Raw genomic sequence first — 18,446 nt, forward strand, 5'->3', positions numbered from 1 at the left:
GGCGCCGGACGATGCCGCGTCCGCAGGTCACGAAAAAGCCCCGGCCCCGCCCGCGAGCTGCGGGAACGGGGCCGGGGCACTCCTCGGGAGCCTCAGACGCCGATGGCGACCGTGGGCTCGCCGCTCATCACGCCGTCCTTCTCCATCTGCTCGGCGATCTTCAGCGCCTCCTCGATGAGGGTCTCCACGATCTTCGACTCGGGGACGGTCTTGATGACCTCGCCCTTCACGAAGATCTGGCCCTTGCCGTTGCCGGAGGCGACGCCGAGGTCGGCCTCGCGGGCCTCGCCCGGGCCGTTGACGACGCAGCCCATGACCGCGACGCGCAGCGGGACCTCCATGCCCTCCAGGCCCGCCGTGACCTCCTCGGCCAGCTTGTAGACGTCGACCTGGGCCCGGCCGCAGGACGGGCAGGAGACGATCTCCAGGCGGCGCGGCTTGAGGTTCAGCGACTCCAGGATCTGGTTGCCGACCTTGATCTCCTCGACCGGCGGGGCGGAGAGGGAGACGCGGATGGTGTCGCCGATGCCCTCGGAGAGCAGCGCGCCGAAGGCGACGGCGGACTTGATGGTGCCCTGGAACGCGGGGCCGGCCTCGGTGACGCCCAGGTGCAGCGGGTAGTCGCAGGCGGCGGCCAGCTGGCGGTAGGCGTTGACCATGACGACCGGGTCGTTGTGCTTGACCGAGATCTTGATGTCGCCGAAGCCGTGCTCCTCGAAGAGGGAGGCCTCCCACAGCGCGGACTCGACCAGCGCCTCGGGGGTGGCCTTGCCGTACTTCTTCAGCAGGCGGGCGTCGAGCGAGCCCGCGTTGACGCCGATCCGGATCGGGGTGCCCGCGGCCTTGGCGGCGTGCGCGATCTCCTTGACCTTGTCGTCGAACTGCTTGATGTTGCCCGGGTTCACGCGGACCGCGGCGCAGCCGGCGTCGATCGCGGCGAACACGTACTTCGGCTGGAAGTGGATGTCGGCGATGACCGGGATCTGCGACTTCTTCGCGATCACGGCGAGCGCGTCGGCGTCGTCCTGGGTCGGGCAGGCCACGCGGACGATGTTGCAGCCGGAGGCGGTCAGCTCGGCGATCTGCTGGAGCGTGGCGCCGATGTCGGAGGTGCGGGTGGTGGTCATCGACTGCACCGAGATGGGCGCGTCGCCGCCGACGGCCACCGATCCGACCTGGATCTTGCGGCTGACCCTGCGGTCGGCAAGCTTCGTCGGCACGGCCGGCATTCCGAGAGAGATGGCAGTCATCTGCTGTGCAACCCCAAGGTGTGGATCAAGGTCCCGAATTCGGCGGGCTCCAGGCTTCGAGATTACGGCAAACCATGCGCTGCCCTCGCATCCGAGGGGGTGTCCCACCCGAACGTAGGGAGCCGGGCACGATGTGTGCCCGGCTCCCGTACGACCGCGGTGAAGGTCCGCGAGGACTAGGTGATCTTGATCGGGTTCACCACGTCCGCCACCATCACCAGCAGGGTGAAGCAGATGAACAGGCCCGCGACCACGTACGCGACGGGCATCAGCTTCGCCACGTCGAACGGGCCGGGGTCGGGGCGCCGGAAGAGCCGCGCCAGCTTGCGCCGGACCGACTCCCACAGGGCTCCGGCGATGTGCCCGCCGTCGAGCGGGAGCAGCGGCAGCATGTTGAACAGGAACAGCGAGAGGTTGAAACCGGCCAGCAGGTTGAGGAAGAACACGAGCTGGTGCTGGGCGGGGATGTCGAGGGTGAAGATCTCACCGCTGACCCGCGCCGCGCCGACGACGCCCATCGGGCTGTCCTGCTTGCGTTCGGCCCCGTTGAAGGCCGCGTCCCACAGGCCCGGGACCTTGGACGGCAGTTCGATCAACGACTGCACGCCGGCCTGCATCATCTCGCCCATGCGCTCGCCGGACTGGCCGAAGGACTGCGGGACGTAGCCGGTGGCGGGGCCGAAGCCGAGGAAGCCGGCGGTCACGTACTCGTCCTTGACGTACTTGCCGCTGCTGTCCGTCTTGGCGACCTTGTTCTCGATCAGGTTCGCCGTGAGGTCCACGCGCTCGCCGGCCCGCTCCACGGTGATCTCGGCCGGGCCGACGGTGGCGCGGATGTCCTTCTGCAGGGCGGACCACTCGTCGACCGGGCGGCCGTTGAAGGCGACGATCTTGTCGCCCGGCTTCAGGCCCGCCGCCTTGGCGGGGGCGGCCGGGTCCTCGGGCAGGCACTTGGTGCGCTTCTCGCTCTGCTGGATGACGCAGTCCGAGACGGTGGCGACCGAGGTGGTCTGGGTGTTGAGCCCGAAGGTCATCAGGGTGGTGAGGAAGATCGCCACGGCCAGGACGAGGTTCATGAAGGGGCCGGCGAACATCACGATCACGCGCTTCCACGGCTTGCGCGTGTAGAAGAGCCGGCTCTCGTCTCCGGGCTGGAGCTCCTCGTACGCGGCGGAGCGCGCGTCCTCGATCATCGACCGGAACGGCGACGTGGAGCGGGCGGTGACCTTGCCGTCCTCGCCGGGCGGGAACATCCCGATCATGCGGATGTAGCCGCCCATCGGGATGGCCTTGATCCCGTACTCGGTCTCGCCCTTCCTCCGCGACCAGATGGTCGGGCCGAAGCCCACCATGTACTGCGGCACCCGGATGCCGAAGAACTTGGCCGTGGAGAGGTGCCCCAGCTCGTGCCAGGCGATGGAGACCAGCAGGCCGACCGCGAAGACCACGACCCCGAGCACCGTCATCAGTAGTGTCATGCGCGCGCCTCCGCGGCGGCCCGAGCCGCCATCTCCCGCGCCCGGGCCCTGGCCCAGGCCTCCGCTTCAAGGACGTCCTGGACGGTCAGGGAAGTTCCCGACTCCGGCGTCCCGTGCTCATCGACCACGGCAGAGACCGTATCCATGATTGCTGTGAACGGCATCCGACCTGCCAGGAACGCCTCCACGCACTCCTCGTTGGCCGCATTGAACACGGCCGGGGCGGTGCCGCCGAGGGTGCCCACGTGCCGGGCCAGGCCCACCGCGGGGAAGGCCTCCGTGTCCAGCGGGAAGAACTCCCAGGTGGAGGCCTTGGTCCAGTCGAAGGCGGGGGCCGCGTCCGGGATCCGCTGGGGCCAGCCGAGGCCGATCGCGATGGGGCCCCGCATGTCCGGCGGGGTGGCCTGGGCGAGCGTGGAACCGTCCGTGAACTCGACCATCGAGTGCACGTAGGACTGCGGGTGGACGACGACCTCGATGCGGTCGAACGGGATGTCGTAGAGCAGGTGCGCCTCGATGACCTCCAGTCCCTTGTTGACCAGGGTCGCCGAGTTGACGGTGATCACCGGGCCCATGGCCCAGGTGGGGTGGGCGAGGGCGTCCTCGACCGTGACCGCGGCCAGCTCCGCGCGGGTGCGGCCGCGGAAGGGCCCGCCGGAGGCGGTGACCACGAGCTTGCGGACGTCGGCGCGGGTTCCGGCGGCGAGCGCCTGGAAGAGCGCGGCGTGCTCGGAGTCGACCGGGATGATCTGGCCGGGCCGCGCGAGGGCCTTGACCAGCGGGCCGCCGACGATCAGCGACTCCTTGTTGGCCAGCGCCAGGGTGCGGCCGGCCCGCAGGGCGGCGAGGGTCGGCGCGAGGCCGATGGAGCCGGTGATGCCGTTGAGGACGGTGTGGCACTCGGAGCCGGCGAGCTCGGTCGCGGCGTCCGGTCCGGCCAGGATCTCGGGCAGCGGCTCGGACGGACCGTACTGGGCGCTCAGCGCTTCTTTCAGGGCCGGTACGACGTCCTCGCGGGCGACGGCCACCTTCTCGACCCGCAGCAGCCGGGCCTGCTCGGCCAGCAGCCCGACCCGCCCGCCGGCGGCGGACAGGGCGGTGACCCGGAACCGGTCCGGGTTGCGCAGGGCCAGGTCGATGGCCTGGGTGCCGATGGACCCGGTGGACCCGAGGATGACGATGTCCCGGAGGCCGGCCGCGGGGTCGAAGAGGAGGTGCGGATCGGCGAGGGGGGCTGGGCGGTCGCTCATGCCCCCATGGTGCCGGAAGTCAGGAGCGGCCGGACACGGAGCCCCCTTCAGTGACCCGCAGCAGGAGGTGCGGGAGCGTTCCGGCGAAGTCCGGGAGGGTGCGGGCGACCCGCCACCAGGCCTCGGGGTCGTCGCCCAGGGCCAGGGCCAGCAGCCGGTCGGCCTCGGCGTGGGCGGCCAGGACGGCCTCGGGACGGTCGTGCCGGTCGGGATGGTCCACGTCGCCGAGCCAGTGGTCCTCGTCGAGGGCCCAGCAGGCCGGCAGCTTGTGCCGGATCACGTCGATGCCGGTGAGCAGGCCGCGGTCGAGGCAGTCGCGCACCCAGCGGATGTCCTCCTCGACGCTCTCCATCGGCACGGCGAGGCTCGCCAGGGCCAGCTCGCGCTCCACGCCCCCGAAGGGCTCGGGGGCCGCCGGAGCCAGCCGGCGCACCGCCCGGACCAGCTCGGGGCCGGGCTCGGCCTCGTCGGCGGGCTCGGGCGCGGTGCCGTCGGCCACGGCGGCCACCAGCGCGGGCAGCGGGCCCGGGTAACCGGGGGCGTGCCGCAGCAGCTCCGCCCACAGGCGCGGATCGTCCCCCAGCGGGCGCAGGGCCCGCTGCACGGCCGTCTGCATGCCGGCCTGCTCGGGCAGGGTCCAGCGCAGGCCGTCGGCCCCGGGAAGGCGGGCCAGCAGCAGCGTGCGGTGCGCGGGCGCGACGTGGGCGACGAGTTCCTCGTGCGTGACCCGGCCCATGCGCACGGCCCGGACGGCCGGCCGGTGCCACGAGCGCCCGTCCTGCGCCGCCCCGGTGGCCAGGAACGCGCGGACGGTCTGCGGGGGCAGGTCGGCGACGAGCAGCAGGGCCTCGACCGCGCCGGTCGGCAGCGGGTCGCGGACGTGCTCGGCGAGCAGCCGCTCCGGGTCCGGCCGGTACGGCAGCGCCAGGATGTCCAGCGGGACCCGCGGCCCGCGCCGGCCGTGCCGGCGCAGCAGGCCGGTCAGCTCGGCGGCGGTGAGCGGTTCCCCGTCGGGGTCGCGGCCGAGCTCGGCGCGGAGCACGGGCAGGAGTTCCGCCGGCGTCCGGCGGCGGGCGTACCGGGCGGGGCCGGGGAGACCGGGCAGGGGCCGGCCCACGACCCGGGGGTTGCGGGCGATGTAGGTCCGGTCGGCAGCGCCGCCGTGGCGCAGCAGCAGGGTGACGGTCGAGGCCGACAGCCACTCGTCCCGGCAGAGGTATTTGCGGGCCGGCCCGTCGAGGCGGCCGATCATGTCGGAGACGACGTGGTCCGGTGCGTGGCGCAACAGGTGCGCCACGCACCAGGCCAGCCGTCGGCTGGTGCGGTCCTGCTCGGCCGTCGGCATCGTTCTCGTCCGCCTCGCGCTGTGCCCGTACGTACGCGTACCTGTACGTACGCGCACTCGTACTCATCCTCGTACGTCTGTCCGACGTTCGGCGATGATTGCAGGTCAGCGGATGGGGCGGTGCACGTTTTTCTGAACGGAGGGTCCCGGGGCCGCGTCCGCGATCCAGGGGCCGTCGCCGGAGGGGTCGAGGACGCCCTCCTCCAGCCAGGCGTACGTGCCGGAGAGGACGCCCGCGACCACCTTGCGGTCGAGGTCGTCGGTATTGGCCCAGAGCCGGCCGAAGAGCTCCTCGACACGCAGCCGGGACTGCTCGCAGAAGGCGTCGGCCAGCTGGTAGGCCTCGCGGCCGTGCTCGCCGGTGGCACGCAGGTGCTCGGCCCGGACGCAGGCCGCGCTCATCGCGAAGAGCTCGGCGCCGATGTCGACGATCCGGCCCAGGAAGCCCTGCTTGGTCTCCATGCGGCCCTGCCAGCGGGACATGGCGTAGAAGGTGGACCGGGCGAGCTTGCGGGCGCTGCGTTCGACGTAGCGCAGGTGGGTGGCGAGGTCGGGGTGGCCGCTCGGGTGGAAGGCCCGGTAGGTGCCGGGGACCTGCCCGGCGCCGGTGGCCAGCTTGGGCAGCCAGCGGGCGTAGAAGCCGGCGGCGCGGGCGCCCGCCCTGGCCTTGTCGCCGAGTGCCTTGTCCGGGTCGATGAGGTCGCCCGCGACCGACAGGTGGGCGTCGACGGCCTCGCGGGCGATCAGCAGGTGCATGATCTCCGTCGAGCCCTCGAAGATCCGGTTGATGCGCAGGTCGCGGAGCATCTGCTCGGCGGGGACGGCGCGCTCGCCGCGGGCGGCCAGGGACTCGGCGGTCTCGAAGCCGCGGCCGCCGCGGATCTGGACCAGCTCGTCGGCCATCAGGCAGGCCATCTCGGAGCCGTAGAGCTTGGCGAGGGCGGCCTCGATACGGATGTCGTTGCGGTCCTCGTCGGCCATCTGGGAGGCGAGGTCGACGACCGCTTCGAGGGCGAAGGTGGTGGCGGCGATGAAGGAGATCTTGGCGCCGACCGCCTCGTGCTTCGCGACCGGCCGGCCCCACTGCTCGCGTACGCCGGACCACTCGCGGGCGATCTTCAGGCACCACTTCCCGGCGCCTACGCACATGGCGGGCAGCGAGAGCCGGCCCGTGTTGAGCGTGGTCAGGGCGATCTTGAGGCCGGCGCCCTCGGCGCCGATGCGCTGGCCCGCGGGGACCCGTACCCGGTGGAAGCGGGTGACCCCGTTCTCCAGACCGCGCAGGCCCATGAAGGCGTTGCGGTGCTCGACGGTGATGCCCGGCGAGTCGGCCTCCACGACGAAGGCGGTGATGCCGCCGCGGTGGTTCTCTGACTTCGGCACCCGGGCCATCACGACGAGCAGGTCCGCGACGACCCCGTTGGTGGTCCACAGCTTCACGCCGTCGAGGACGTACTCGCCCGCGTCGTCGTCCGGGACCGCCGTGGTGGCCAGGCGCGCCGGGTCCGAACCCACGTCGGGCTCGGTGAGCAGGAAGGCGCTGATCGCGCTGGTGGCGCAGCGCGGCAGGTAGGCGTCCTTCTGCTCCTGCGTGCCGAACATCTTCAGCGGCTGGGGCACGCCGATCGACTGGTGTGCGGAGAGCAGGGCCCCGATGGCCGGGCTGACCGAGCCGACGAGGGCGAGCGCCTTGTTGTAGTAGACCTGGGTGAGACCGAGGCCCCCGTACTTGGGGTCGATCTTCATGCCGAGGGCGCCGAGCTCCTTGAGCCCGCGCACGGTCTCGTCGGGGATCTTCGCCTCGCGCTCGATGCGGGCACCGTCGATCTCGGTCTCGCAGAAAACCCGGAGCCGGGCGAGGAAGGCCTCGCCGCGCCGGACGTCCTCGTCCGCGGGGAGCGGGTGTGGATGGATCAGGTCGAGCCGGAAGCGTCCGAGGAAGAGTTCCTTGGCGAAACTGGGTTTGCGCCAGTCCTGTTCCCGGGCCGCTTCCGCGACCTGCCGCGCCTCGCGCTCGGTCACCTTGGGCTGTGTACCGCCGGCCTGTACGGGCCGTGCGGGCTGTGCAGGCTGTGCGGGCTGTGTTGCGGACATGAGGGGACCCACCTCGCCGCCGGAGTCGGTTGGCTCACCGGATTACCAGCCGGTGCTACCTGTGAGTCGTACCCCGTCCGGCTCCACCGGAAAAGCCGGGGCGGTCCAGTCGGGCGAACCGGGGGCCCGGGGGTGCCTCGCCCCCCGTCCGGACGGGGAAAAGGGGGACGGCCGGAGCCCCCGCACAGTAGGCTCCGGCCGTCGGCTTTTGGCCGTACGAGATCAGATGTCGAGGCCGGTCAGGACCAGGACCCGCTCGTACGTGTAGTCGTCCATCGCGTAGCGGACGCCCTCGCGGCCCACACCGGACTGCTTGACGCCGCCGTACGGCATCTGGTCGGCGCGGTAGGACGGCGCGTCGCCGATGATCACGCCGCCGACCTCGAGCTCGCGGTGGGCGCGGAACGCGGTCTGGACGTTGCGGGTGAAGACGCCGGTCTGCAGACCGAACTTCGACTCGTTCACCGCGGCGAAGGCCTCGTCGGTGTTCTCGACCCGCTGCAGGGTCAGGACCGGGCCGAAGACCTCCTCGGTGGCGAGCTTGACGCCGTCCGGGACGTTCGCGAGGACGGTGGGCTCGTACGAGGCACCCTCGCGCTTGCCGCCGGCGAGCAGCTTGGCGCCGGCCGACACGGCCTCGTCGACCCAGGACTCGACGCGCTGGGCGGCGGCCTCGGAGACGAGGGGGCCGACGTCGGTGGCGGAGTCGGACGGGTCGCCGGTGACCTGCGCCTGGACGTTCGCGACGACCTTCTCGACGAGGCGGTCGTAGACGGAGGCGTCGGCGATCACGCGCTGCACGGAGATGCAGGACTGGCCGGCCTGGTAGTTCGAGAAGGTCGCGATGCGGGTCGCGGCCCAGTCGAGGTCGGCCTCGGAGGACCAGTCGTCGAGGACCACGGCCGCCGCGTTGCCGCCGAGCTCCAGGGTGCAGTGCTTGTGGGGCACCGACTGCTGGATGGCGTAGCCGACGGTGTCGGAGCCGGTGAAGGAGATGACGGGGAGTCGCTCGTCCTTGACCAGGGCCGGCATCTTGTCGTTCGCGACCGGCAGGACCGACCAGGAGCCGGCCGGGAGGTCGGTCTCGGCGAGCAGCTCACCCAGGATCAGCCCGGACAGCGGCGTCGCCGGAGCGGGCTTGAGGATGATCGGCGCGCCGACGGCGATGGCCGGGGCCACCTTGTGTGCGCACAGGTTCAGCGGGAAGTTGAACGGCGCGATGCCGAGGACCGGACCCTTGACGAAACGGCGGGTCAGCGCGAGACGGCCGACGCCGCCGGCGTCGGTGTCGAGGCGCTGGGCCTCTCCGCCGTTGAAGCGGCGGGCCTCTTCGGCGGCGAAGCGGAAGACGGACACCGCACGGCCGACCTCACCGCGGGCCCACTTCACGGGCTTGCCGTTCTCGGCGGAGATCAGCTGGGCGATCTCCTCGGTGCGCTCGGCGAGCCGCTTGGACACGTGGTCCAGGGCCGCGGCCCGTACGTGGGCGGGCGTCGCGGAGAACTCCGCCGTCACCGCGTACGCCGCGGCCACGGCCTCTTCGACCTGCTCGTCGGTCGGCACGCTGACGGTGCCGACCACCCGGCCGTCCCACGGGGAGTGGACGTCGAAGCTGTCCTCGCCGGTGGCCTGGCGGCCGGCGAGCCAGAAGGCGTGGGTGGAAGTCATGCGAATCCCGGCCCTTCGGAAGTGTGCGGTGGGTCCTGACCCCTCCACCGTAGGACTCGGTCGGCGTTTCGGCGTTTATCCGGCGTGTAGTACGTGCCGTCGACGTCGCGCCGGTTTGTCACTGTCGCCCCCCGCGGCCCACCGCAGGGGCTCCGCTACGACGGGGTCGAGGTGGCCTTGAGGGCGAGCCACAGTTCCATCCGGACGTCCGGGTCCTCCAGCGAGCGGCCGAGGATCTCCTCGACGCGCTTCATCCGGTAGCGCAGCGTGTGCCGGTGCACGCCGAGGTCGGCGGCGGCCGCGTCCCACTGGCCGTGCCGGGAGAGCCACGCCTGCAGCGAGGCCACCAGGTCGCCGCGCCCGGTCGCGTCGTGGTCCCGCAGCGCGCGCAGGGTGCCGTCCGCGAAGGCCCGTACCGCGTCGTCGGCCAGCAGCGGCAGGACCGAGCCCGCCGCCATGTCCTCGTGCTCCACCAGCGGCCGCCCCCGTCGCCGGGCCACGGCGAGCGCCTGGTCGGCCTGCTTGAGGGCCGCCGCCACGCCGCCCGGCCCGGCCGGTGCGGACAGGCCGACCACCAGTTCGTCCGGCTCCGGACCGGCCGCGTCCCGGCCGCGCCGTGCCTCCAGGGTCTCCGCGTGGTCCACGCACGCCTGGACGCCCGAGCCCCCGTCGGAGGCCAGGACCACGAGCCGGCCCGCCTCCGGGACCACCAGCAGTGCCTCCCCCGTGCGGGCGGCCGCCGACTCCACCGTGTCGGCGAGCAGGGCCAGGCCTTCCGGCTGCGCCGTTCCCGGCAGCGCCGGCTCGGCCACGATCAGCCGGAACGGCGCCTCCAGCAGGACCCCGTACAGGTCCCCGGCCACCGACCGGGCGTGGTCCGCCTCGCCGGCCAGCAGCATCCGCAGCACCGCCGCCCCCAGCCGGGACTCGGCGTCGTGCAGCGAGCGCGACCGCTCGGTGGTGAGGGTCAGCAGCGCGACCGCGGAGTGGACGGCGTAGCGCTCGGCCGTGCCCAGCGGGGCTCCGGTGCCGACGGCGAGGGCGCCGCGGGCCCGTCGTCCCGTGCCGAGGGACTGGAGTTCGACGCGGTCCTCCGAGCCGCCGACCACGGCGCTCGCGGGCGCCGGCCGCTCCCGCAGCCGCTCCACGTCGGGGGTCAGCCGGGCGGCGCGCCGCGCGGCCCAGTCGGGGGCGGCCGCGACGACCGCGCCCGAGGTGTCGTAGAGCGCCGCCCAGCCGTGCACGTGCGCGGCCAGCCTCGCCAGCAGCTCGGCGGGCCCGTCGACGGACAGGGCGGCGCGCGTCAGCTCCCGCTGGGCCTCGAAACCGGCGGTCACGGCCCGGTACTGGTCCGCCGCGAGGGCCGCGGAGACGGCCTTGCTGATCGCGAGGAAGGGGGTCCGCCGCGGAACCTCCAGCAGCGGCATGTCCTCGGTCCTCGCGGCCTCGACCAGCGCCTCGGGGATCTCCTCGTAGTTGACGCCGATCGCGAAGCCGATGCCGACGACCCCGGCCGCGGCGAGGCGGCGTACGTAGGCGCGCATCTCCTCCGGGTCCCCCGCGTCCAGCTTCATCGCGGTGATCAGGAGCAGCTCCCCGCCCTCCATGTAGGGGACGGGGTCGGCGAGCTCGCTGACGTGGGCCCAGCGCACCGGGGTGTCGAGGCGGCCCTCCCCCGCCCGGACGCTGAGCTTGAGCGCCGAGTGCTGGACGAGTGAGGCGAGGGTGAGCGGCATGGATACCGGGGCACCTTAGGGGGAGGAGGAGTGCGGCGGCGAGGTGCCGACGCGAGATTCTCGCCGTGGACCGCTACCGCGGACTTCGCCGTGGCGTACGAACGGCTCACCTTGATTCTGCCATCCCGTACGGGTCGCCTCACGTGATCCGCTCAGTCGGGCCCACGCGACAGGGGGTACCGGACCGGGCCCACTCGGCCCGGTCCGCTCGGCTCACTCCCCGAGCCTCACCAGCAGCGGAGCGGCCCGCTCTCCGCGGACGGAGGTGAGCGAGAGGACGGCGTGGCCGGGGGGCACGGTGTTGGCGAGAGCGGAAGCCGACCAGCGCTCCCGTTCCACCTGCCGCACCGTGACCGCCTCGGTGGTGACCGCCTTGCCGGTGATCACCTTGCGCACGCTGTGGATGAAGCGGGTCATGGGCTGGTCGGCGTAGATCGTCCGGTTCGTGACGTCGCGGGTCTCGACCAGCTCGGTCCCCCAGGCGTCCGCGAACCACTTGCCGTCCCAGGTGGTCACCCCCGAGAAGGCCACCCGGCAGCCGACCGACCCGAGCAGCGGGGTGCGCAGCGGTTCCGGGACGTCGTCCAGGGTGCGCAGGGTGAGCAGGACGCCCGCGTTCGCCGAGCGCAGCCGCTGAACGCCACGGACGGTCGCGGGCGTCAGGGTCTGCGAGGCATCGTCGAAGACGAGGAAGGCGAAGAGGGAGCGGTCGGCGCGCGCCGCGGCCGAGCCGTTGAACTGGGCGAGCAGTAGCCGGGCCAGCAGTCGGGAAGCGTCGGCGTGGGCGCGCTCCGGGAGGTCCACACGGACCCGGATGGGGTGTTCGAGGGCACGCAGGGAGAAGGGCCTCCCGGCGCCGGTGGTGTCGAAGAAGCCCTGGAAGGCAGGCCGGTCGAGCAGTGCGACACGATCGGCGAGGAGAGGCCCGGGGTCGCCTTGGACCCCGGACTGCCGGATCCGGGTATCGAGCTCGCGCAGCATGGTCTGGCGATCGGCCCTCTCCAACGCCTGGCGCAGGGCGCCGAGCGCGGACGGCAGTCCTTCGAGGAGTTCGCGCAGCTCGGGCACGGTGGGGAAACGGCCGTGGGCGAGCCGGAAGGGGCCGATGAGCTGGGCAAGGGCCGTCGCGGATCGGCGTACGTCAATGCCCGGGATGTCTCCGACGAATGCCTCGGCGAGCAGGGAGGCCGCCTCGTCGGGGTCGGCGGCGCCGCCGTAGAGGTCGAGGTCATGGATGGATGACGGGTCACCGAGGCGTACGACGATGTCGTAGGCGTCATCGGGACCGAGCTGCGTTCCAGCTGCTGCGACGACGATCACCGCGGCCTCGCCCGCCAGCGCTTGGAGCAGCAGCGATTCGACGACAGGCCGGACCAGCCGGCCGGTCTTGCCGGCGCCGGAAGGTCCGACGGCGAGCATCGAGGTCCCCAGCACCCCCGGGTCCAGGGCGAAGCCCGTTCCCCGGCGCTCGTGGGGGTTGGATTCGGCGTCTGTGACGCTGCCGAGCCGGAGCTGGGCGACGACGAGGTCGTGCCGGGCGGTTCGGACGGGCAGGTCGCGGGCTCCGGAGGGGTGGCCGCAGGCGGCTGCGCCCTGGTCCCGTACGGCCTTGGCGAAGGCCGTACGTCGGGCGGGGTCCACCAGAACGGAATCCCAGGCGCGCCGGATCCGTACGTGGTCCACGTCGTTCATCCGCCCGGCTGCGGCTTCGGCGGCCAGCCGGTCGGCGGACTCCCCCAGCCCTGCGGCGCGCAGCTGTGGCCAGCCGGCGGGGTCGTCGGGGGCCGGCTCGCTCGGGGAAGGAGAGGTATCGGCGGGCCGGGTGGGGGTACGGAGGCCGGCCAGGAGGGCGGCCCAGCCGCCGAGGCGGGCGAAGACGAGGAAGAGCGGGGCGTAGATCAGCGCGTAGATGACGTAGGTGACCAGAGAACCGGTCACCCTGCCGAGCTCGCCGTACGGAAGGTGCCCGAAGGCCAGTGGATAGACCGTCAGTACCTGGTTCTGGATCAGCAGGACGGTCACGAAGGCTCCAGCCACGGCGCCCGCCGCGCGGTACCAAGGTCCTCGCGCGGCGATCAGGTCGTCGAACACGGCCCTCCAGCCGCCGAGCTTGGCAAAGCCGAGGAACAGGCCCACCGTGCCCAGCAGCTCGTAGAGCTGTACAGCCGCCTGCCCCCGGTGGTCGGCCGCGACCTTGGCGGACCCACCCGTCCACCAGCTTTCCGGGGTGAAGTAGTAGAGCGGAGCGCCGAGAAAGGGAAGCTTCCCCTCCCTGAAGGCCCGCCAGCACACGAAGAAGACGAGGAAGGCAACCACGACTCGGGTCAGCATCCACCAGCCGGAACCGGCCTTCGGCGCGACCGGTGTGTATGTGAGGCGCCAGAAGCCCGGCTCCACCTCAGGCCGGGGGACGCGCAGCCATGCCGTGAAGGGGGTGTCGACCGGGCCCTCGACCCCGGTTGCGGCGGTTCCCGGGGCCGCTCCGGGTGCGTAGGCGGGCAGGGGCGGCAGTACCGGGGCCATGGCAGGCCGGGGCGGCAGCGAAGGCAGCGGCCCCGCGGGGTGGGGCACGTGAGGGCCCGCCGCCGTCTCGGGCGGTCCACCGTGTCCGCCGTGGTCTTGGTTTCGGCCATGACCGCCGTGCATGCCATCGGTGTCCATGAAAACGCTGCCCCCTGCCCGTTACCGCCTTGCGCTGCGTGGTCAATCTAGTGGCCCCCGCCGTCCGGCTGCCCGCACCCGGCCATGATCCGCGAGATGCGCGCCGCGCCCTTCCTATGGCCGTCGCGGACAAGGACACGCGGTGATCACTACCGAACGGAGCATGCAGGACCACCGCTCCCGGGCCTAGCCTGCGGACAAAGACACAAGTGCGTCCGAAAACACCCCCAGGAGCCCTCCATGACCGCTGTCCCGCAGGAGCGCAAGATCGTCACCGCGATCCCCGGCCCCAAGTCGCAGGAGCTGCAGGCCCGCCGCCTGCAGACCGTGGCCGGCGGCGTGGGCTCCGTCCTGCCCGTCTTCACGGCCCGCGCGGGCGGCGGCATCATCGAGGACGTCGACGGCAACCGCCTGATCGACTTCGGCTCCGGCATCGCCGTGACCTCGGTCGGCGCCTCCGCCGAGGCCGTCGTGCGCCGCGCGTCCGCGCAGCTCGCCGACTTCACCCACACCTGTTTCATGGTCACGCCGTACGAGGGCTACGTCGAGGTGTGCGAGGCCCTCGCCGAGCTGACCCCGGGTGACCACGCGAAGAAGTCGGCCCTGTTCAACTCCGGCGCCGAGGCCGTCGAGAACGCCGTCAAGATCGCCCGTTCGTACACCAAGCGCCAGGCCGTCGTCGTCTTCGACCACGGCTACCACGGCCGTACGAACCTCACCATGGCGCTGACCGCGAAGAACATGCCGTACAAGCAGGGCTTCGGGCCGTTCGCCCCCGAGGTCTACCGCGTCCCGGTCGCCTACGGCTACCGCTGGCCCACCGGCGCCGAGAACTGCGGCCCCGAGGCCGCCGCCCAGGCGATCGACCAGATCTCCAAGCAGATCGGCGCCGAGAACGTCGCCGCGATCATCATCGAGCCGGTCCTCGGCGAGGGCGGCTTCATCGAGCCGGCCAAGGGCTTCCTGCCCGAGATCGTGAAGTTCGCCAACGAGAACGGCATCGTCTTCGTCGCCGACGAGATCCAGTCCGGCTTCTGCCGCACCGGCCAGTGGTTCGCGTGCGAGGACGAGGGCATCGTCCCGGACCTGATCACCACCGCCAAGGGCATCGCGGGCGGTCTGCCGCTCGCCGCCGTGACCGGCCGCGCCGAGATCATGGACTCCGCCCACGCCGGTGGCCTCGGCGGCACCTACGGCGGCAACCCGGTGGCGTGCGCCGGCGCGCTCGGCTCCATCGAGACCATGAAGGAGCTCGACCTCAACGCCAAGGCGAAGAAGATCGAGTCCGTCATGAAGTCCCGCCTGGCGGCCATGCAGGAGAAGTACGAGATCATCGGCGACATCCGCGGCCGCGGCGCCATGGTCGCGATCGAGCTGGTCAAGGACCCGGTCTCCAAGACCCCGTTCCCGGAGGCGGCCGGCGCGCTCGCCAAGGCCTGCCACGCCGAGGGCCTGCTCGTCCTCACCTGCGGCACCTACGGCAACGTGCTCCGCTTCCTCCCGCCGCTCGTCATCGGCGAGGACCTGCTGAACGAGGGCCTGGACCTCATCGAGGCCGCGTTCGCGGCCATCGGCACGGACATCTGAGCGGCCACCTGATCGAACGGCTAGAACGTCCGCACGCAGCGCCCGGTCCATACCGGCGGTAACGGGCGGGCACTGTGAAGAAGCTGTGGGGGGCCGATGGCGGGAGCGCGATCCTGCTGTCGGTCCCCCTTTCGCTGCCGTACGGTTTCTGCAGATGAGTGAGACACCCCGCTCACGGGAAACCGAGGGCGACACCAGTACCGGGCTTCCCCAGCGCCGTACTGGGCATGCGTTCGCGCACACTCCTCACCGATCGGACAGCCGCCCGCCCCAAACCCCCCGGGGCGCGCGGCAACCCGATCCGGGCGGCCGTCCCGGAACCATCCCCCCTGTTCCGGGACGGCCGGCCACTCCTCTCCTGATCGCCGCGCTCTGCGGCCTCCTCTTCTCCCTGGTCACCTGGCAGGTGCTGGTCTCCGGCCCGCTGCTGGCGCCGGATCGCGCCCTGAGCCGCGCGCTGGTGAGCACGGTCCCGGACTCCGTCACCGAACGCCTGTCGGACCTCGGCAACATCCCGGTCGCCCTGCCCGTCCTGGCGCTGGCCATGGCCTACGCCGCCCGGCGCGGCCGGCTCCTCGCCGCCGGCGCCGCAGGCCTGGCGATGGCCCTGGTGCCGGCCGTGGTCATCCCGTTCAAGCTGTGGACCGCCCGGCCGGGCCCCCTGGAGCCCTGGGCCGCCGGCTACTTCCCCTCCGGCCACACGGCCACGGCGGCCGTCGCGTACATCGGCGCGGCGCTGCTCGTGCGCCCGTACACCCACCGGGCATGGCCGACGGCCGTCGCCCTGGTGCTCACGGGGGCGACGGCCGTCGGGCTGATCCTGCGGGGGTGGCACTGGCCGCTGGACGTGCTGGCCAGTCTGCTGCTGTGCGCGCCGCTGCTGCTCGGCGTGGGCCTGGCCGTCCGGCGCGGGCCGGTCAGCCGCCGAAGTACCCGTCGAAGTTCCGGCTGAACTCCCAGCCGCCGAAGCGGTCCCAGTTGATCGACCAGGTCATCAGGCCGCGCAGGCCGGGCCAGGTGCCGTGGGTCTGGTAGGTCCCGCAGTCGGTCTTCTTCGTCAGGCAGTTCAGGGCCTTGTTCACCTCGGCGGGCGCGGTGTGGCCGTTGCCCGCGTTGGCCGTGGCCGGGAGGCCGATGGCCACCTGGTCCGGGCGCAGGGCCGGGAAGACGCGAGCGGTGTTGCCGGCGACCGGGAAGCCCGTGAGCAGCATGTCGGTCATGGCGATGTGGAAGTCCGCGCCGCCCATGGAGTGGTACTGGTTGTCGAGGCCCATGATCGGGCCCGAGTTGTAGTCCTGGACGTGCAGCAGCGTGAGGTCGTCGCGCAGGGCGTGGATGACGGGGAGGTACGCGCCGGCGCGCGGGTCCTGGCCGCCCCACGGGCCGGAGCCGTAGAACTGGTAGCCCAGCTGCACGAAGAAGGTCTCCGGGGCCATGGTCAGAACGAAGTCCGGGCCGTACCGGGCCTTGAGGGTCTTCACGGCCGAGATCAGGTTGACGACGACGGGGGTGGTGGGGGCGCGGAAGTCGGTGTCCCCGGTGGCCAGGGAGAGGGAGTGGCCCTCGAAGTCGATGTCGAGGCCGTCGAGGCCGTACTCGTCGATGATCGCGCCGACGGAGGAGACGAAGGCGTCGCGGGCGGCCGTCGTCGCGAGCTGCACCTGGCCGTTCTGGCCGCCGATGGAGATCAGCACCTTCTTGCCCGCGGCCTGCCTGGCCTTGATCGCCGCCTTGAACTCGGCCGGGGATTCGACGTTCGGGCACTCGGCGACCGGGCAGAGCCGGAAGCGGATGTCGCCGGAGGTCACCGAGGTCGGTTCGCCGAAGGCGAGGTTGACGATGTCCCAGGAGGCGGGGACGTCGGCCATCCGGACGTAGCCCGAGCCGTTCGCGAAGCTCGCGTGCAGGTAGCCGACCAGCGCGTGCGCGGGGAGGCCTCCGCCGCCTCCGCCCCCGCCGCCGGTCGTGGTCGCGGAGACGGGCGCGCTCTTCGGGGACTCGCCCGCCGTGTTCAAGGCGCTGACCCGGAAGGTGTACGCGGTGGACGCGGCGAGGCCGGTGACCGTCGCCGAGGCGGAGGTGACGGAGAGGGGCCCCGCGCCGTCCCGGTGGACGGTGTACGACGTGGCCCCGGGCACCGCCGACCAGGCCAGGGAGACCGAGCTCGACGAGGTCGCGGAGGCCGTCAGGCCGGTGGGGGCGGCCGGGGGCTGGGGCTGGCCGGGGCCGCCGGGGTCGGGACCGACCAGGGTCAGGTCGTCGGTGAAGTGGGCGGGCTGGCCGTACCAGCCGTGGGTGTGGACGGTCACCGAGGTCGTCGACGGGCCGGTGCGGAAGGTGGTCGTCAGCTGCTTCCACGCGCCCGGGGTCTGCGTCCAGGTCGACACGTCGGTGGTGCCGGTCCCGGTCGCGCCGAGGTAGACGTACGCACCCTGCACCCAGGCGCCGAGCGTGTACGTCGCGTCGGGCTTGACGGTGACGCTCTGGGAGCAACGGCCGTTGTCCTGGCCGGCCGGGGTGGCCCGGAGGGCGGAAACCCCGCCGTGCACGGGCGTGGTGACGGTGGCTCCGCTGCCGCCCGAGCAGCTCCAGCCGTCGAGGCCGGCTTCGAAGCCGCCGTTGCGTATCAGGTCGGCGTCCGCCGCCGCGGCCGGCGGGCCCGCGGCGAGGAAGCCGGCCACCGCGAGTGCGGCGGCCGTAAGGAAGGACCAGGCTCTGCGCACAACTGCCTCCGGTGCATGGGGGGATGGAGGGGGTCAGCGGCGCCCAAGATGGTCCAGACCAATGCCCTTGTCAAGACTTCCGGCCCTCCTTCGCCACCACGCGCGCGGCCGCCTCGTGCATCGCGAGCTCCAGCACCGCCGGGTCGGTGAGGGTGCCCCGCCCGTCCGGGAGCACCAGCCAGCGCACCCCGCCGGTCGCCCGGCCCGGGTACGGAACGACGATCCAGGTCCCGGGCCCGGCGCCCCGTACGCCCGTCCCCAGCCAGCGGGACGCGGTGCCCGCGGGCACGAAGAAGCCCAGCCGCGAGTCACCGAAGTCGGCGAGCACCGGGCCGGTCGAGGAGCAGACGGAGCACGTCGAGGGTGGTCTGCCCCAGCTCCCCGGGCAGGATCAGCACGTCCCAGTACCGGCCGGCGGGCAGGAGGACGACCCCGAGGGGGCTGCGCTCCCATTCCCACCGGCAGGTATCGGGGTCCGGCGCCACCGACACCAGCCACTCCACTGCCGTCCTGGCCCCCGGGATCGTCATCGCCCGGCCTCCGTTCGCCGTAGGTGAGGGGTCCTCACCTGGAGAGAGCGGGGCCGGGCGCGGGTATGACGCGGGTTTCGTTACTCCGTAGTAGTGAACCGGGTCACGCGGTGACCGGCCGTGT

General features: G+C 72.4%; 11 protein-coding genes and 1 pseudogene. 2 read left to right on the forward strand and 10 right to left on the reverse strand.

Annotated elements, in window-relative coordinates; translation table 11 throughout:
• Positions 1-92: 92 nt before the first annotated feature.
• The 8 genes from ispG to OG534_RS10040 all read right to left on the reverse strand — a co-directional run bounded on the left by ispG (position 93) and on the right by OG534_RS10040 (position 13,344).
• Positions 93-1,250, reverse strand: coding sequence for a flavodoxin-dependent (E)-4-hydroxy-3-methylbut-2-enyl-diphosphate synthase (gene ispG, locus OG534_RS10005; RefSeq protein WP_326587741.1), 1,158 nt, complete (start codon positions 1,248-1,250; stop codon positions 93-95).
• A 176-nt stretch (positions 1,251-1,426) separates the two neighbouring features.
• Entirely contained in the window at positions 1,427-2,728 is a 1,302-nt protein-coding gene (locus tag OG534_RS10010; protein ID WP_326587742.1) for a M50 family metallopeptidase, read from the reverse strand.
• Positions 2,725-3,978 (reverse strand): 1-deoxy-D-xylulose-5-phosphate reductoisomerase, encoded by a 1,254-nt coding sequence (gene dxr, locus OG534_RS10015; RefSeq protein WP_326587743.1) that lies wholly within the window; start codon positions 3,976-3,978, stop codon positions 2,725-2,727. Before dxr ends, OG534_RS10010 begins: the two co-directional genes overlap by 4 nt.
• Before the next feature lie 19 nt (positions 3,979-3,997).
• Positions 3,998-5,323 carry a hypothetical protein gene (locus OG534_RS10020; protein ID WP_326587744.1) on the reverse strand — a complete coding sequence of 442 codons (1,326 nt, stop codon included), beginning with the start codon at positions 5,321-5,323 and terminating at the stop codon, positions 3,998-4,000.
• 105 nt (positions 5,324-5,428) lie between these two features.
• Positions 5,429-7,417: an acyl-CoA dehydrogenase family protein gene (locus OG534_RS10025; protein WP_326587745.1), complete on the reverse strand. Its 1,989-nt coding sequence runs from the start codon at positions 7,415-7,417 to the stop codon at positions 5,429-5,431.
• 222 nt (positions 7,418-7,639) lie between these two features.
• Positions 7,640-9,085 carry an aldehyde dehydrogenase family protein gene (locus OG534_RS10030; protein WP_326587746.1) on the reverse strand — a complete coding sequence of 482 codons (1,446 nt, stop codon included), beginning with the start codon at positions 9,083-9,085 and terminating at the stop codon, positions 7,640-7,642.
• A 155-nt stretch (positions 9,086-9,240) separates the two neighbouring features.
• Positions 9,241-10,821 carry a PucR family transcriptional regulator gene (locus OG534_RS10035; RefSeq protein ID WP_326587747.1) on the reverse strand — a complete coding sequence of 527 codons (1,581 nt, stop codon included), beginning with the start codon at positions 10,819-10,821 and terminating at the stop codon, positions 9,241-9,243.
• Between the two features lie 213 nt (positions 10,822-11,034).
• Positions 11,035-13,344 (reverse strand): ATP/GTP-binding protein, encoded by a 2,310-nt coding sequence (locus tag OG534_RS10040; protein WP_326587748.1) that lies wholly within the window; start codon positions 13,342-13,344, stop codon positions 11,035-11,037.
• A 378-nt stretch (positions 13,345-13,722) separates the two neighbouring features.
• Here OG534_RS10040 and gabT point away from each other — a divergent pair, with 378 nt between their 5' ends.
• Both gabT and OG534_RS10050 read left to right on the forward strand, forming a co-directional pair.
• On the forward strand, positions 13,723-15,069 hold the full coding sequence (gabT, locus tag OG534_RS10045) for a 4-aminobutyrate--2-oxoglutarate transaminase (RefSeq protein WP_326587749.1): 1,347 nt from the start codon (positions 13,723-13,725) through the stop codon (positions 15,067-15,069).
• A gap of 154 nt (positions 15,070-15,223) precedes the next feature.
• Positions 15,224-16,021, forward strand: coding sequence for a phosphatase PAP2 family protein (locus OG534_RS10050; RefSeq protein WP_326587750.1), 798 nt, complete (start codon positions 15,224-15,226; stop codon positions 16,019-16,021).
• On the opposite strand, the gene OG534_RS10055 is transcribed toward OG534_RS10050, so the two are convergent.
• Together OG534_RS10055 and OG534_RS10060 are read right to left on the reverse strand one after the other, a co-directional pair.
• Positions 15,987-17,792: a chitinase gene (locus tag OG534_RS10055; RefSeq protein ID WP_326587751.1), complete on the reverse strand. Its 1,806-nt coding sequence runs from the start codon at positions 17,790-17,792 to the stop codon at positions 15,987-15,989. The two genes, OG534_RS10050 and OG534_RS10055, sit on opposite strands and share 35 nt — an antisense overlap.
• A 70-nt stretch (positions 17,793-17,862) precedes the next feature.
• A pseudogene (locus tag OG534_RS10060) lies at positions 17,863-18,322 on the reverse strand (hypothetical protein).
• Positions 18,323-18,446 lie beyond the last annotated feature (124 nt).

This window comes from Streptomyces sp. NBC_01294, from assembly GCF_035917235.1.
In the GTDB taxonomy this organism is placed as follows: domain Bacteria; phylum Actinomycetota; class Actinomycetes; order Streptomycetales; family Streptomycetaceae; genus Streptomyces; species Streptomyces caledonius.

Coding starts and splice junctions, on each gene's coding strand:
- ispG (WP_326587741.1), bottom strand. CDS start 1,250: ATGACTGCCATCTCTCTCGGAATGCCGGCCGTGCCGACGAAGCTTGCC.
- OG534_RS10010 (WP_326587742.1), bottom strand. CDS start 2,728: ATGACACTACTGATGACGGTGCTCGGGGTCGTGGTCTTCGCGGTCGGC.
- dxr (WP_326587743.1), bottom strand. CDS start 3,978: ATGAGCGACCGCCCAGCCCCCCTCGCCGATCCGCACCTCCTCTTCGAC.
- OG534_RS10020 (WP_326587744.1), bottom strand. CDS start 5,323: ATGCCGACGGCCGAGCAGGACCGCACCAGCCGACGGCTGGCCTGGTGC.
- OG534_RS10025 (WP_326587745.1), bottom strand. CDS start 7,417: ATGTCCGCAACACAGCCCGCACAGCCTGCACAGCCCGCACGGCCCGTA.
- OG534_RS10030 (WP_326587746.1), bottom strand. CDS start 9,085: ATGACTTCCACCCACGCCTTCTGGCTCGCCGGCCGCCAGGCCACCGGC.
- OG534_RS10035 (WP_326587747.1), bottom strand. CDS start 10,821: ATGCCGCTCACCCTCGCCTCACTCGTCCAGCACTCGGCGCTCAAGCTC.
- OG534_RS10040 (WP_326587748.1), bottom strand. CDS start 13,344: ATGGCCCCGGTACTGCCGCCCCTGCCCGCCTACGCACCCGGAGCGGCC.
- gabT (WP_326587749.1), top strand. CDS start 13,723: ATGACCGCTGTCCCGCAGGAGCGCAAGATCGTCACCGCGATCCCCGGC.
- OG534_RS10050 (WP_326587750.1), top strand. CDS start 15,224: ATGAGTGAGACACCCCGCTCACGGGAAACCGAGGGCGACACCAGTACC.